The following is a 17,780-nucleotide window of genomic DNA, read 5'->3' on the forward strand; positions in this document are numbered from 1 at the left end:
CGCAATACAATATCATTGCTGCCGCTGCGTGACAGGCTTACACGGTCAGCGGAAATTCCTGCGCCCAGAATAATATGGTCCAACCCGGATGTGTCTTCGATAACCGTCTGACCGTCGCCTGCGGCAAACAGATAGGTGTCATTACCTGGCCCACCTTCCAGAAGGTCTGTGCCAGTGCCGCCATCCAGCATATCATCGCCCGCACCACCAAAGACGGAGTCCGCCCCTGCGCCACCGGACAACACGTCATCGCCGCTGCGTCCGTCGATGGTATCGTTCCCGCCAAGTCCGTCCAGCGTGTCGTCAACACCACTGCCCGATAGCAAATCGGCGGTGCCTGTCGGTGTCTGGCTAAGCGCCAGCATCTGCGCGAATGTCCAGACAGCGCCATTGTCAAAACGCAGTTCTTCAATTGCGTTTTCAGGATTGCCCAGCGCACCGACAAGTGTGATCCGGTCTTCGGTTCCACTAATACGGACCAACAGATTTTCGCTGTCGGGCTGCGTGACGGAAATGTCTGCCTCGTTTATGCCAGCGCCCAGCTCGATCGCATCTGTGCCGGACAAATCGGTGATCACATCCGCCCCGTCGCCCAGCGAAAAGCGGTAGAGATCATCACCCGCATCATCACTTAGTGTGTCCCGGCCCAAGCCGCCGTAGATTGTGTCGTTGCCTTCACCACCCTCAATCCGGTCGGCGCCGGAGCCTGCCAATATACTGTCATTGCCAGCACGCGCATCAACGGTGTCGTTGCCTGCGCCGGTATCGAACACCTCGTCCGTTGCATCCCCCGTCAAATTGTCATCTTCGACGCTGGCCTGCGCAATCGCGATCAGGTCGGCATGGGTCCAGATTGTACCATCGGCAAAACGCAACTCCTCGATTTCATTGGCCGGACTGTCCAGCACATCCGACAAGATCAGACGATCCTCTGTGCCCTTCACGCGCAGGTGAATATCATTGCCGCGCAAGGTGATCCTCAGCGCATCTGTCAGGATACCTGCGGCCAGTTCGACATGATCCGTGCCCTGACTGTCCTGTAGGGTGACATTGCCATCACCGATTGCAAAGCGGAACATATCGTCGCCCGCATCACCTGCCAGTGTATCCGCGCCGTGCCCGCCTGAAAGGGTGTCGTTACCCTCTCCGCCGGATATGCTGTCTGATCCGGTGCCGCCCAACAGGCTGTCCGCACCTTGGTTGCCGTTGATTGTATCGTCGCCGCCCAGTCCGGTGATGGTGTCGCCCTGTGGTGTTCCTTCGATCACTTCACCGGCTTGTGTCCCCGCAACCAAAGCCGCCAACAAATCGGCTTGTGTCCAGATCGTGCCATCATCGAATATGATCTGCTCGATCATCCGCCCGGTAGTTCCAAGCGCGCCGATCAGTTCAATCCGGTCACCGAGCGACGGGAGGTCCAGCACAATGTCCGTGCCGGAGCGCTGTGAGATCGTGACATCCGCAGGCGTTATTCCTCCGTCAAAGCGGATGGTGTCGGTGCCTTCCAGATCGGTAATCCGGTCAGTGCCGTCGCCTGCGGCATAGAGGTAAGTATCATCACCCGAAACATCAAAGAACGTGTCACTTCCCGTACCGCCATTCAGGGTGTCATCCCCTGCGCCACCCGCAATGTTATCGCGCCCCGCCAGACCGGAAATGTCATCGTTGCCACCCAAGCCTTGCAGCGCATCATCCAGCGCGGTTCCGGTCATCGTGGTGCCCACAAACGAAGTGGTGACGGTCGTGCCAGTTGCTGGCATGACCATCGTCAGCAGATCATTGTCGCTCCAGGTTGTACCATCCGCAAAGCGGACTTCGTCAATATTACTGCGCGTTGCGCCATCATGGATCGTAATCCGGTCGTTTGTTCCCGCGATCTTGAGAACCAGATCATTTGATCCGTTGACCAATTCAACCGTGACATCCGACGAAGCAATTGAGACGCCAAATTCGACAACGTCATAGTTGTAGTAATACCCGTCATTCAGGATAACATCCTGACCGAACCCTGCTTCGAAGCGGTAGGTGTCATTGTCGCGACCACCGCCCAGCTGGTCATTACCTGCTCCGCCCACAAGCGTATCATCACCGCGAAGTCCGTTCAGCGTATCGTTGCCATCATTCCCGAGCAGCAGGTTATCCTTGTTGTTGCCGGTAATGCTGTCATCGTTTGCACTGCCCGCGGGAACGGGTGGATTATCACCGTCAATCGACAGACCGCTCACCGGCGTTGCCATGGCGTTGAGATCTGCAAATGTCCAGATCGTGCCATCGGCGAAGGTTACGTCGTCAACGCCGTAATTTTCCAGACCGCCTTCATAACCACCGACCTCGATTTCCAGACGATCGGATGTGCCATTCACAAGCAATAGTAGCGGGCCACCTTCATATTCGGTCACCACGCTGATGTCCGTTGACGCGATTGTTGCGTCAAAGACAACGGAGACAGCGCCGCCCGTGCCGGTTTGCGCGCTGATATAATCCTGCCCGAAACCCGCAGAGAAGCGCAGGATCGCACCGCCGGCCTCGTCAATGATGATGTCATCACCCGACCCAGCTGTGATATCGTCCAGACCTGCGCCACCATCCAGATGATCATCGCCTGCGCCACCTGACAGCGTATCGTCGCCCTGACCGCCTGACAGCCGGTCGTCAAAGCCGCTTCCGTTCAGGTCATCCGCAAACACAGTGCCGACAATTGGTGCCTGTTGCGCCCCGATCATCGCAGCCAGATCGGCAGCTGTCCAAACCGTGGCGTCGGCAAAGCGTATTTCGGAGATCGGCGTGCTACCGTTCACCAAACGAATTGTGTCCGTACCGCCGTTAAGCGAGATCAGCATCTCGCCAGAGCTGTCGGTGACGGTTACATCGGCGGGCAGGATACCCGCGCCGAAAACGATGATATCAACGTCGGTTCCCGTGTCGCTTAGCGTGATGATATCATGTCCGAAACCCGCTTCGAATTCATAGACATCATTGCCGCTTGCGCCGTTCAGGGTGTCATGTCCGGTGCCGCCGCGTAGCGTATCATCGCCCGACCCTGCATAGATAGAGTCAGAACCTGCCAGACCTTCAAACAAACCCGCTGCGCTGTTGCCACTCAGGTCATCGTCAAACGCTGTGCCCGTAAGCGATGCGCTATAGTCGCTCAGGCCGCGCTCTGTTGCGTTATAGATGCGACTCTGGAAATCGTTCCAGCTCCATGTTGCATCCGCAAACCGGATTTCGCTCACCGCTTCGTATTCCAGCACGATGCGGCCTTCGCCTGTGGCCATCGCAAGCTGATAGTCATAGTTTGCATTGTATTCGGCGATCAGATCCGCCGCGTTCAGCGACAGAAGCTCAAGGCGGTTGTCATACCTGTAATCACTTTCGATCGTGACATGATCAAAGGTTGCACCAACGCGATAGATGTCAAAGCCCGCGCCTCCGTCCAGAAGGGTGCGGCCTGCGCCCGCGATCAGCAGGTCCTCGCCCGCGCCGCCCGTCAATGTTGCATTTGCACCCTGCGCCTCAAGATGATCGTCGCCAGCGTAGCCTTCAATCTGGTCCGCCAGTCCTGTGCCTGTCAGCGTATCATCCGCCAGATCACCGGTCAGTGTCAGACCGTCGGGCAGGAATGTTGCCATTGCGTCCAGTGCAGCCATCTCGATGGTGCCACCGCTCTCGAACTGAACGGTAAAGGTTGCGGGATCACCGCTGCCGCCTTCCCCCTCTACATCGAAAATGGCTTCAAGCTGGAGCGTTACAGCGTCATCACTGTTGGTGAATGTCAGGCAATATGTTTCGGCAGGGCCGTCTTCAAAACCGGATTTGTATACCACCAGATCCGCCAGATTGATCGGTGCTTCAAAGATGATGGTTTCGTTACCGCCATACTGCGTCTGGATGGTGTCGCGGCCAAAGCCCGTGCCAAAGCGGTAGGTATCATCACCTGCATCGCCATCCAGTACATCATTGCCCAACCCGCCGACCAGCAGATCATCATCCGCACCACCGGACAGATAGTCGTTTCCGGCGCCGCCGATCAACGTATCGTTGGCATCGAGGCCGTTCAGATCATCACCATAATCGCTGCCTGTTAGGCTATCGGCAATCGCAGCATCCAGTGGCGCTTCTATTTCGCTGGCTGCCCGTAGTGTGGCCATGTTGCGCAGATCTGCTGCAGTCCAGATTGTGCCATCGTCAAAGCGGACTTCGTCTATACCACCCAAGGCGGTAGCATCCTCATTTCCGTTCACAATGGTCAGCCGATCTGTGCTACCGGCAAAGCCGAGCATCAGCGGCCCGCCCGTGTCATCGGTTTTTTCGACAACAATGTCGGAGGTTAAAATGCCTGCGGCGAAAATAACGGTATCGAAGTTGTTACCGTCGCCGTTGGCACCGCCATCGTCGATGGTGTCCTGACCGAAACCCGCCTCAAACAGATAGACATCGTCGCCAGTCTGCCCCTGCAAAAGATCGTTGCCTGCACCGCCCGTCAGAACTTCGTCCGATGTGCCGCCTGTCAGGGTATCATTGCCTTGACCACCCTCCATCCGGCTGCCCGTATTCTCCAAACCCAGAACGGAATCGTCCCCGTCACCACCAGCCAGCAGATTTACGGCAGCGTCACCTTGTTGCGATAGGCCCGATGGTCCGGCCCATGGCAACGCGTTGTTTACCATATCCGCATGGCTCCAGATCGTGCCATCTGCTTCGAAGGATACGCTTTCAACGCGCTTGTTGTTGCCCGCAACAGTGCCTTGCAGGCGCAACTGGTCGCCGCTTGCGGGGAGTGTCAGCACCAGATCATCGCCATCAATGTAGACTGTCACATCGGCTGGCAGAACAGTGTTGTCAAAAACAACCGTATCGGTGCCGGAATAAAAATTGGACCCGTCACTCTCGTTGATAACGTCATGCCCGAACCCTGCCGAGAACAGGTAGGTGTCATTGCGCGTGCCGCCGGACAGATAATCATCTCCGCTGCCGCCGATCAGCGTGTCGTTGTTATTGCCACCGAACAGTGTGTCATCACCGCCATCGCCTGACAGCGCATCATCGCCGCTTCCGCCGTCAAGCAGGTCAAAACCGCTACCACCCAGCAGTGTGTCATCGCCGCCGTTGCCGGTGATTGTGTCGTCGCCGCCCAACCCGTCGAGAACGTCGGCAGACGCACCACCCGTCAGTGCATCGCCCGCCTGTGTCGCTGCATTCGCCTGATCCAGCAGTTGCGCATAGGTCATGCTGCGCCCGTCATCAAAACGCAGGGTTTCAATAATATAGCGGCTGTTGGATAGGGTGTTCGCGATGCGCAGCCGTTCTTCTGTTCCGTTAAAGCCGATGATCAAATCCGCGCCTTGCGCAGTCACAAACAGATCATCAAGGCTTAGACCTGCACCGAAAACGATCTCGTCCGCTGTGGACGATGTGCCGTTGTCGGCAACCACATCCTGACCGAATCCGGCCTCGAACAGATAGACATCGTTCTGGTTGCCGCCCGACAGGCTGTCATTGCCCGTTCCGCCCACGAGTGTATCCGCACCCGCCAGACCATAAAGGGTATCGTTCCCACCGCCACCCGTCAGCAGGTTATCATCGTAGCTGCCGTCCATCTGGGTGTCATCGTCACTGGCAGCATAGACCATCGCCAGCAGATCATCGTGATCAAAGACGGTTCCATCGTCAAAGGAGACAGTTTCTATCCGATAGCGCGAGTGTGAGAGATCGTACTCAAGCCGCACGCTGTCGCCGTTGGGGAAGGACAGGATCAGGTCATTTCCCTGCACGGTTACTACCAGATCGCCAGGGTTTATTCCTGCGCCAAATACCACCTCGTCCGCGGTTGAATAATTACCACTCTCGTAGATTGTATCCTGCCCGAAGCCCGCTTCGAAATGGTAGATGTCATCGTGATCACCGCCCGACAGACTGTCATCCCCCGCGCCGCCAACCAGTGTATCTGTACCGCCAAGAGAAAAGAGCGTGTCATTGCCACCGCCCCCTTCGAGAAGGTTGTCGTCATAGCTGCCGTCCATGCGCTGGTCTTGGTCAGTGGCGACATATGCCAATGCAAGCAGGTCATCATGGCTAAGGGTTGTACCATCGTCGAAAGAAACCGTTTCAACACGGTATCGGGTGTTTGTCAGGTCATACTGGATCCGCACACTATCGCCGTTCGGGAAGGACAGGATCAGGTCCTCACCCTGCGCGCTCACAACCAGATCAGCCGGATCAATTCCCGCACCGAAGACAATCTCGTCTGCGGTTGAATAGTTGCCCCTCTCATAGATGGAATCCTGACCGAAGCCCGCTTCAAAACGGTAGGTGTCGTTGTGATCACCTCCCGATAGGCTGTCGTTGCCCATACCGCCAATCAGGGTATCGGCACCGCCGAGAGCGAAGATACTGTCGTTGCCGCCGCCACCATCCAGCAGGTTATCATCGTAACTGCCGTCCATGCGGCGGTCGTCGTCTGCGGGGACGAAAGCCATCGCCAACAAATCATCGTGGCTGAGAATGGTCCCGTCCTCGAACGCGACCGTTTCGATACGGTAGCGGGAGTTCGTCAGATCGTACTGGAAACGGACACTGTCACCATCGGGGAACGACAGGATCAAATCCTCGCCCTGTGCCATTACCGAAAGGTCTGCGGCGTTTATTCCAGCGCCGAACACAACACGGTCTTCTGTCGAGTAGTTGCCGTTGTCGTAAATGCTATCCTGACCAAATCCTGCTTCGAAGCGGTAGGTGTCATTCTGGTTGCGACCGATCAGGCTGTCGTTGCCCTGCCCTCCGATCAGCGTATCCTCGCCCCCGCTCGCGTCGAGGGTATCATCGCCCCAACCGCCTTCCAGCGTTTCGGCAGTATTGGTCCCGGACAGTGTCTGCGGTGCGGCCGAACTGAAGGGCGCACCGTTGAAATTGCCCAGTGTAAGCGCGTCAAGCGACACGTCCTCAAGACGGAAAATCTGTCGTGCATTGCCCAGATCGGTGACGCCACTATCGGCGAAATAGATGTAAACATCAGCGCCTTCCTGACGGGCGACCACCTCACCCGACAGACCGGCCGCCAACCCGATATCAAGACGATCACCCAGATCGCCCGTTTCAAAACCGGCAATGGTAATCAGCCCGGTGCCTTCATCTATTGCAGGGATGAAAGTCGCAAAAATTTCTGCGGTACCATCTTCGGCTACGATGCGGCGGGCCAGAGGTGATGCGGTGCCTGTCCCTGTATCCACAGGACCACCGCCCCCCGATCCATCGCCACCATTTTCATGGCTGAACAGACCCGACAGGAAAGGATTGGCATCTGCAACACTGGGCGACAGCAAGCGCTGTGCCGTATCTTCATCCACCAATGTGGCGGCCACGTCCGCAGCACTCAGGCTTTGTGCGCCGTCAAAGGCAAACACATCGACAGGCGTATGTGACAGGCCGAACTGGTTGACGATCAGCAGGGTGTCGGAATGGCCGGCAAAACGCAGCAACAGATCATTGCCATGGCGCACTGCCACCATATCGCCGGGATCAAAACCTGCGCCAAAATTTACGGTATCGTTAGAGTAGAACCAGTTTCCGGCTTCGATAATCCTGTCGTTCCCCGACCCCGGATCAAACCGATAGATTGTATTGCCTCTGCCACCGGCCAGCACATCATCACCCGTGCCACCATCCAGCACCAGATCAGCCGTGAATGCCGTGCCGAAATTGATGTTGTCATCGTCAGCACCGCCTGTTGCAGCAGCAGCAAGGATATCAACCAGCGTCCAGACGTCACCAGTGGCAAAGCGCAACTCTTCGGTGCTTGAACCCTCAGCGGTGTCGGCAAACATGCCCTGAAGCACCAGCCGGTCCGATGTGCCGACAAGGCCAAGTACCAGATCCTCAGGCCCAACAGAAAGCACTTCGATATCGGCAGGCAAAATACCCGCGCCAAAAACAATCGCATCTATTGCCGCAGAATCCAGTTGTTCGATGTCGGCAATGGAGTCCTGCCCGTCGCCGCGTTCGAAAACATAGCGGTCACTGCCGGAATTCCCTTTCAGCAGGTCATTCCCCTGACCTCCATCCAGCACATCATCACCACGACCGGTTTCCAACGTGTCGTTGCCACCCTGTCCGAATGCGGTAAAGGACGGTTCAGGCGTTGCCAGCGGCCCTGATGCAAGGATGATATGATCATCCTCGTCGGTTGATGGAATGTCACGCGCGATGGCGGCAATGGACAGAGTCCGCCCGTCCGCAAATGACAGCGTCCCGACAATGGCATCAGGATCACCTGTCGGATCAATCAGGGTAAGGCGATCATCGGTGCCTGATATCAGTATGGTGATATTTCCGGCTGCATCGCGCTTTGCAGTAATATCCTCCAGCGCGATCCCCGAGCCGAAAGCGATTGCGCCAAAACCGTCGGCCGCGCCGTCTGACCTGATCCGGTCCTGACCGTCGCCCAGCGCAAAGTGATAGATATCCAGTCCGCGACCGTCGACAATGATGTCATTGCCAAGGCCCGCGCGATATTCTTCGGAACCAGAAGTGCCGCGGAGCAAATCATCGGTGTCCGATCCGGTTGCGTTGACCAGATCAAGCAAGGCGTCGCGCGTCCAGACCGTACCATCGCCGAACACGATTATATCAATGCCAGCATCCCGTATCAAAACGGAATCATCACTGGCCGCAAATGTCAGCAACAGATCATCACTATCGGATGCCAGTCGTTCGATCCGCACATCCGAGGGGCGGTAGCCCGTCAACTGCAGGGTATCAAATCCCTGCTCATCTTCGATCACATCCTGCCCGTCACCGGGTGAAAACAGATACACATCATCGCCGCGATTACCGAAAATCACGTCATCGCCTGTGCCGCCTTCAAAGGTATCTGCACGGTCGCTGCCCAGTACCCAATCGGACGCAGCGCTTTGCTGGCCTTCGATCATGGCCTGCACCAGATCCTGCGCACCCCATGTCACCGCATCGGTGGTGAACACGATTTCCGGCAGCGCCCCGCGCCCCAGCCCGCCTTCGATGACAATCTGGCCACTGGCAAAGGGGAACGCGATAACCAGATCATCACTGGACCCGTCCGCACGACGCACCTCTACTGCATAGCTTGCAACGTCATGGATGCGCAGTGTCGCCTCTGTCACGCCTGCGCCCATTTCGATCCGGTCGATGCCCTCGAACGGCGAGATTTCCACAATACTGCCTTGCGCAAGAATAACCTTGTCATTCCCGCCACCCGGCGTCAGCGGCACACCCGCTGCAAATTCGGCACCGTTGATGATGTTCTGACCTTCATAGGATGTTTCCTTGCGCAGGATTTCCCGCACGTCCAGAATTCCCAATTCGGTTCCGTCGGCAAAGGCAAAAACTTCTACTGGTGTTTCGATATAACCGCCGAGGATGACGATTTTTTCGCCCGTCCCTGCCAACGTTATGACCAGATCACCATCAATGTTTTCAAAACCGATGTTGTCGATCGTGATCCCCGCGCCAAAGTGCATTCTGTCGATGCCCGCAGTATCGCGCACCGCTGTCGAGGTATCCCCAAGATTGACAAGATAGGTGTCATCGCCCGCGCCGCCTTCCAGCGCATCGGCACCGGCGCCGCCGCTCAGCGTGTCATCGCGGTTATCAAGCCCGATAAGACGTTCATCGGCATCGGTTCCTGTCAACATCTCGTCGATTATTTCATCCAGTGTCAGGATGCTGCCATCGCCAAAACGGAACTCTTCAATGCGCGTTGAGCCCAGACCGCCGACAATTGTCAGAACATCATTGCCGCTGCCCAGATCGATCACCAGATCCAGACCGTCGCGGGTAATGGCCAGCCCGTCGCGCGTTACCGATGCGCCGAACTGGACCTGATCGATGACGCCATCCGCATCGGGTCGCTCGATGATCCGGTCAAAATCGTAATCCGCGCCGAAGGCGTACAGGTCAGCCGCTGAACCGCCAACCAATGTGTCATCGCCCTGTCGCCCATCCAGTGTATTCGGGGTGGTGGGGTTGCCCTCAATCAGGTTGTCGCCACGGTTTCCGCCCTCGATCAGCAGCAATTCCTCAACATCCGAAATCGCAAGTACCGAGCCGTCTGTAAATTCAAACCGTTCAATCCCGTTGTCCAGATCGAGGAACTGGTTGCGGATGCGCAACGTGTCGGTGCTGTCTGTGTTGGAGATAACAAGATCATTGCCGTCTTTGGTAAAGACAATGTTGTCCTGCGAAAGATCATCGCCAAAGGCAACCACATCGTCCACCGGCACGATGATGCCCTTCCGATCCGTCCACGACGCACGCACACGGACATCCACGATAACATCCTGTCCGTATCCTACGTCAAACAGATAGGTATCGCCGCCATCACCGCCGACAAGGGAGTCGTCCCCGCCGCGCCCGTCCAGCACCTCACCGAAGTTGGAACCGGTGATGGTATCTGCACCAGCAGTTCCAACCAGATCAATGTCCTCGGGGTTGAAATCGGTAAACCTGAGTGTACCGTCCGTGAACTCGAAAAACTCGACAGCGTTTTTCTGCTGGCCAAAGCGGACGTACTGGTTTTCCAACACCAGACGGTCATTGGTCCCTTCGATGGAAATGATCAGATCAAGCGCCGTGCGCGAAAACGACACATCCGCCGTTGTCAGTCCGGTAAACTCGACGGTATCCGTACCCGGACCGCCGAAAACCGCGCTTGTGTTATCGTAAATGGTGTCTTCGCCATACCCGACGCCAAAGACATAGGTATCACTGGCGCCCATGCCCTCAAGACGGTCATCGCCCTGCCCGCCATCAAGACGATCACTATTATAATCAAAGCCGTAAATCACGTCGTCGCCGTCGGTTTTGGCGATATCGACATAGTGCTGCAACAGCTTGTACTGGTCCCAAACCACATCGTTGGCAAATACGATCTCTTCGATCATGTTGGTAAAGCCGACCAGCAGGATGTAATCCATATAATCGGGCAGGATGATCTGATCTGTGGTTCCCTTCACCTGCATACGCAACGTATCGCTGGCGCCATCGCGCAGAAAATCGATGTCGGTCCATGTCAGCTGGTCAACAAAGGTGAGCCTGTCATCCTTCGGGCCAAACAACGACGAACTGTTATCGTCATCAAGCACAACGTCACTGCCGTAGTCGCGACCGTAGATATACTCGTCAAATCCTTCCAGACCGGTGAGGAAATCATCGCCCGCGCCACCGTCAAGCGTGTTGTCGTTCAGCATGCCATAAATGGCGTCATCACCTTCAGTTTTGGCATTTTCCAAAACGCGTTCGATAATGTCTTCGTATTCCAGAGACGGACCCTGCTCGAAGGTAATTTTTTCAATCAGGTTGGGTGCGATAAAGTCCAGTCCGGTGTTGGTGCCCATTGCTTCGGAAAAAGCACCCAGGTTGATGCGTACACCACCGAACTGCCCGACCAGTTCTACAGTATCGCCTGTCAGGTTGCCTTGGTCGTCCAGCAGCGAAATCAACAGGTTTTCGCTGGCACCATCCCGTGTCAGCAGCAAATCCTCGGACGTGATATCACCGCGGAACATCAGGAAATCAAAGCCCGCCTGCACTGGTCCGAACGAAAAGCTGCCCAGATCGTCAATGACATCGTTTCCGTCACCACGGCGGATGTAATAGGTATCACCCCCCGCTCCACCGCTGAGATAGTCATTGCCCAGCCCGCCAAACAGCACATCCCCCGAGCCGGAACCGTAGTAGGCATCCGCCTCGTCCATTTCGCCGCGCTCATAATCGATGACCTCGAACGCCATGCGGAACCGGTTCCAGATCGAACCATCGGCAAAGATGATCTCGGTGACGCCGGTTTCGGTGCGTGTTCCGTCCATCAGCAGCATGTTCAACTCACCAAGGAATTGATCCTTGAGCAGAATGGAGCTTGCTCCGTCGTTGTAATACAGGATCATGTCCTGCCCGTCGCGAACGGCCCGAACATCGTCGGGTGCCAGATGCGCCAGACGCAGTTGGTCAACATCACCCAGATCGCGATCGTAAATGATGTCATTGCCCGAGTTCCGGCCGACGAAATAGATGTCCGACTGGATGTCATCACCAAAACCGTTCGCATCCTCCGGATAGCTGCCGGTGACGGTGGTATCGCCCTCGGAGAGGTAGAAGAAATTCACCCCTTCCTTGGACACCACGGCGGTTTCTGTTGGCTCGTGCGTGATGATCCGCCGCTCTTCGAGACCGAAGGCGTTGGCGATGGCAAAGATATCCAGATCAACGGGCACGTTTTCACTGGCCGCGATCAGCATCTGCATCACATAGGCCTGATCATAGCCCGCCTTGGTCTCGAAGAAAAACCCGACATCACCTGCCTGAAAGTCGGGGAATATCTGTAGCAGGATCATGCTCCAGTCGATGAAGTAATCATAGATTGCATCATCATCGTTGCTGGCAGGCGCGCTTTCAAAGATCGCCTCGAACATCGGCGCCATTTCGCGGTCGGTCGTCGGGCGGTATTTGTCCAGCTCAACGTCGTATTCCAGCCCGCGGGAGAACTCGGACAAACCCGACTGGAACGCCAGCTTGACCGCCAGACGGTAGCTGGTCATCGTATATTGTTGCATTAACTGGCCGGCATAATCGATCATCGGCGTGATGACCGACTCGTAGCGTTCATCGGAGAAGCTGTAATCACCGCCCTCGACCACACGATAATCAATCAGGCCGGTCGCATTATCCAGTGTCGCGCTCAGCATCTGCGGACGGAACTCGATGCCGCCCAGTGCCGTCGCAAACTGCATCTGCCCCGGCGTCAGGGATACTACGCGATAGGCGCTGTCACTGCTGGCGCCGACCTCGTCAAGCGTCTCCAGATCAACAGCGTAGTTGCGCAGATTGAATTCGCGTGAATCGCCGGTTTTGAACTGAAGTTCCAGCGCGCGGTCCAGATTGCGCGCCCAGACAAGGAAGGTGCCGTCCTGATCCGTGACCTCGATGGTATAATCAACAGTGATCCCGTCCGTGACACGGAACCCGATCTTTTCGACAGGGATGTTGGCAAACGGGCTGAACGTGAACGTTTCTTCACGCCACTCCTGTCCTGCCTCACGCGACAGTGCGAGAATATCGTCAACCGTGGGCTGTGCTATGGCCTCGCCTGCGCCGTCTGTAATGATGCGCCCGCTGGCCAGCCGCCAACTGCCGTCTTCGTTCTGGATACCGTAATCGTCAACAACCACGCGGTCATCAGCAATACGCGCCAGATACGGCGCGCCTTCGCGGAACTGCGGCGCCTGCCCCCGCGATGCCGGTGACCAAGCCTGTTCAAGTTGCCACACCTGACCTGCCGAAGCCGATTGCGCAAGCACTTGTTCAAGCGTCGGGCGGTCAATGATTTCACCGGCCCCGTCCCGCACGGCATCGCCGCTTTCCAGCGTCCAGTATCCACCGGTTTCGTCTTCGACGTAGATGCCTTTGTCTGCCAGCGTCACACTGCCATCCGCATCAGTATCCAGCAGCACCGCCACCAGTTCGTTCGACATTTCCTGCGTCTGACCCCAATAATCCAGCACCGGGCCGACCTGATCCACCAGAAGTCGCAGGTCGGGCACGGTCATCAATGCTGCTGCATCCGCCACGATCTGGGCCAGCTCTGTGTCGTTTGCCATTGCAACGCTCAAATCGGTGATCGAACCGTAGCCCTGCATGTCGATGGTCAGGTTTTGCTGCCACGCAGCCAGACCCTTTTCGCCGGTGTATTCTGTGATCGTGTCGTTCATTTCGAAGATCGTGTCGAACATCAAACGGACAGATCCGTCCGCGAACGTAATATCACCCGCCGAAAGCAGCTCGGCACCTTGGGGCGTTGTGATATCCAGCGGATCGGTATCCAGTGAGAGTGACACAATCCCCAATGCGTCCAGCGTCAGTAACTCACCGGCATCCGTGATCCCGTCTTCGGACGCATCGCGCCACACCAGCAGCTGGGCCCAGATCGCATCATCCGATGTAACCTGCCCGTCTTCATTGCCGCCCATCGCGGCAGTGTCATATTTCGACAAATCCTCGAAACCGCTGTCAGTCTGGCTGCCGAACATTTCTGACAGATCATCGATCCGGTCATTGTTATTGCGGTCTATAACAAGGAAACCATCATCGCCTTTCAACCAGCCGGTCTGTTCGGCAAAGCGGTCGTTATCGAGATCAAAGAAGACATCCGAAGCTTCAATCGCAATGGTTTCCAGCCCGTCGCCATCAAGGTCGATGGTCAGCGGATCAAAACCTTCGGCCCAGCCAAAACCTTTGGCGAGACGCACACTGGCACCGGCAAGCCACCACGCAGCATTGACATTTGACAATTGCGAATAGGCAGCCATCAGGGTGCCGACTGCGGGGGTCATCTTGATAAACTCGGACGCCATTCCGAGGCCGCCCATAATAACGGAAAACACGTCAGGGAAGTTAAAAATCAGACCCAGATCAGCGGTATCGCGGACAAGGCTTTTTACGTAAGCTTTGTGCCCACCCAGCGGGTCTGTCAGCCATGAGGACGTAAAGAACCCGCCGTCCTGATAGTCATATCCGCGTACCGTCTGATAGTTGGAACTGCCATCGCCGTCAGCCGGACCGGTCGGAACGGAGTTTCCGGTTGCTATCTGCCACAGAAGATCACCCGTATTGACCACGCGCATCGGGCCGTCATCCGTGGCGACATAGGCCATAAACGGCATCCATGTGTCATAAAAAACGCGTAGGTGGTTTCCCGATGCCGCGCTTGCCACAACCGCAGCAAATGACGTTGCACCGGCCACGGTGCTGCCGATTGTCGCCAGAATTCCGCCCGCACCACCCAGCGCGCCCCAGACGGCCGAACCAGGGGTCACATCACCCCCCGTAAGCGGCACCCCGTAGAAAGTCAGAAGGTCGGCCTTTTGGGGGTCCATAATGGTTGTACCAGCGGCAAAATAGAACTGGTCACTATTTTCAGCATCATCTTTCGGCTCTGCCACAGGCGGGCCATTTTCCGCGCCGGTGAATTGCTGCCCTGTGATCAGATCGCCGTATAATTCGCCGCCTTGCGTGAAATTGATAATCAGGTCACGGCCAAGGCCACCAACAGTTTTTACACCAGTGCCACTGAAGGCGATAACGATGTCATTTCCATCGCCGCCATCCAGCGTGAGGTCACCGGGTTTCGGGTCTTCGACATAAAGGATGTCATCGCCGCCAGCACCGAAAATCAGGCCCGTGCCTGAATGCGCATCCGCAGCGCCCTCGCCATTACCTGTCAGAACGAACCAATCGCTTTCATCCGTCAGGAAAACGTCGTCCATACTGGTGAACTGCAGGCTTCCGATGCCGCTATCAGGCAGACTGTCGCGTACTTCAAGACCGACAGCGCGCAGCCTGTCGATTGAAGCACCACTGCCACCGGACTGCACAAATCCGTTTACCAAAGTGACGCCTGACGCAAATTCAGAGCCGTCTTCTGTATGGAAATCCAGAATATCATGGCCACCGCCAAGTCCGATTTCGAGAACCGATCCTCCCCAGCCACTGCCCCCCTGAACGACGACGATGTCAGATTGCGCGCTCATCTCGACAGCGTCGATATCTATCAGGGTATCATTAATTTCGCCTTCACCGGTTGCGCCTGCAATCTGGATGTGGGCACCACCGCCCCCAGCGCTCAGCGTCAGGATGTTTGCGGCGGTATCATAGCTGACGGTTTCCAAACCCGCCCCACCGTCCAGTACATTGGCCCCGGTGCCGCCCCGCAGGATGTCATCCCCCTCGCCACCAATCAGTGTATCATCACCCGACCCGCCAAGCAGCGTGTCATCAAGCCCGCCACCGTCAAGAATATCGTCATCCTGATTGCCGATCAGCAGATCGTACCCTTCACCCCCCAGAAGCACATCGTCTCCGGACTCGCCATCCAGCGTGTCATCGCCATGCCCGCCGACAAGGGCATCGTCGCCAATGCCCCCAAGCAAAACATCATTGTCACGACCACCATCAAGGGAGTCATTACCAATGCCGCCATCCAGCGAGTCGTTCTGGTTGCCGCCTGACAATTCGTCATCACCGATACCTCCGGCGAGGAGATCCGCGCCGATACCGCCGATGAGCGTGTCATCTCCGGCGCCCCCATCCAGCGCGTCATCGCCGCTGTCGCCGTCAAGAAAATCATCCTCATTATCGCCATACAACCGGTCAGCGCCGATGCCGCCTGACAGCACGTCGTCGCCATCGCCACCATAAAGCGTGTCGTTCTGATTGCCACCGGCCAGCGCATCATCACCATCACCACCGACCAGCAGATCATCGCCATCGTCGCCGGACAAGGCATCATTATCGGCCCCGCCATCCAGCGTGTCATCGCCGTACCCGCCGGACAGCGCATCATCATCTGCCCCACCGGCAAGAATATCGTCACCGGAACCGCCGGTGATTTCATCATTGCCTGCATCTCCGCTCAGCGTGTCGTTACCACTGCCGCCGTCCAGCATATCGTCACCGCCGTCACCCGCCAGTTGGTCGTGCCCGCTTCCGCCAGATATTACATCAGCACCTGTGCCGCCAGAAATCTGGTCGTTTCCAACGCCACCGAACAAGGTATCTTCGCCGCTACCGCCCAGCAGCGTATCGTTACCGCCACCAGCGTGCAGCCAGTCGTTATCGTCACCACCGTCCAGCAGATCGGCTCCTTCGCCGCCGATAAGATCATCATTGCCAACCCCTCCGCGCAGGGTGTTGTCGCCTTCCTCGTCTTCCAGCCAATCGCTGCCTTCTCCGCCTTCCAGAAGGTCGTCGCCTTCGTCCCCGTCGAGAAGATCATGGCCGTCACCGCCAATCAGAGTGTCGTTGCCATCTCCACCGCTCAGGGTGTCATTTGCTTCGCCACCATCAATGGTATCTTCGCCGTGATCACCTGTAAGGACATCGTTACCAAGACCACCTTCTATTGTGTCATTGTCGTCGCCGCCGCTAATAGTATCCTCGCCGGCACCACCGATCAGGGTGTCCTCGCCCTCGTTACCTTCGATGAGGTCGGCACCATCTTCGCCGTAAACACAATCATCCCCTGCGCCCGCGATCAGCGTATCGTTGCCATCGCCCCCGAACAGGCAATCATCATCCTCACCTCCGTCAACGCTGTCATCGCCGTGGTCAACAATGATGGTATCGTTCCCGTGGCCACTAATGACCGTATCGTTACCATCGTCAGTCCGGGTGTAATCCGATCCCGCGCCGAGCCAGAGATAATCAGCAAAGACACTGCCGATAATGGAATCGTTTCCGCCACCGGTGTAGGCTGTAAAGCCGCCAATTGCGCCCGAACCGATTATGGTATCATTGCCGTCACCGCTCACCAGCGTTGTGGTGCTGCCTCCGGCCAGATCCACATGAGAGTTGCCTGCACCAGTGAAGATGGTTTCAATCTCGGAAAACGTGATTGTGTCCGTCCCGCTGACGGCACTCCCCTCTTCCGGCCCTGTCCAAAGGATGTTGAGCGGCGTTGTTATCGCGCTGAGATCCAGCGTATCGAAATCCAGACCACCCTCGCCGCCGATGACGGTATCATTGCCGAACCCGTTTTCGACAACAATCAGGTCGGCATCATCACCACCGTCGATGATGTCATCCCCCTCGCCGCCTTCCAGCGTATCGTTGCCTTGCTGGCCCCGCAAATCGTCATCACCATCAAAACCACGGATCGAATCTGCCGCTGCAGTTCCCAGAATTGTGTCCGGTCCGGATGTTCCATCAGCAGCCATGGGGTGTCTCCGATTCTGTCATAGGATGCATCGGATTGGAGC

Annotated in this window: 1 protein-coding gene (running past one end of the window); it reads right to left on the reverse strand. The window is 56.8% G+C overall.

All coding sequences use genetic code 11. From position 1 onward, the window contains the following. On the reverse strand, window positions 1-17,738 hold the 5' portion of the coding sequence (locus OS189_RS18640; RefSeq protein ID WP_323380219.1) for a tandem-95 repeat protein. 14,383 nt of this gene lie to the left of the window's left edge; 17,738 of the gene's 32,121 nt are visible here — the first part of the coding sequence; it begins with the start codon at window positions 17,736-17,738; its stop codon lies beyond the left edge, outside the window. Window positions 17,739-17,780: the final 42 nt, after the last annotated feature.

Origin of the sequence: Sulfitobacter sp. F26169L, from assembly GCF_026410285.1 — a bacterium.
Lineage (GTDB): Bacteria > Pseudomonadota > Alphaproteobacteria > Rhodobacterales > Rhodobacteraceae > Sulfitobacter.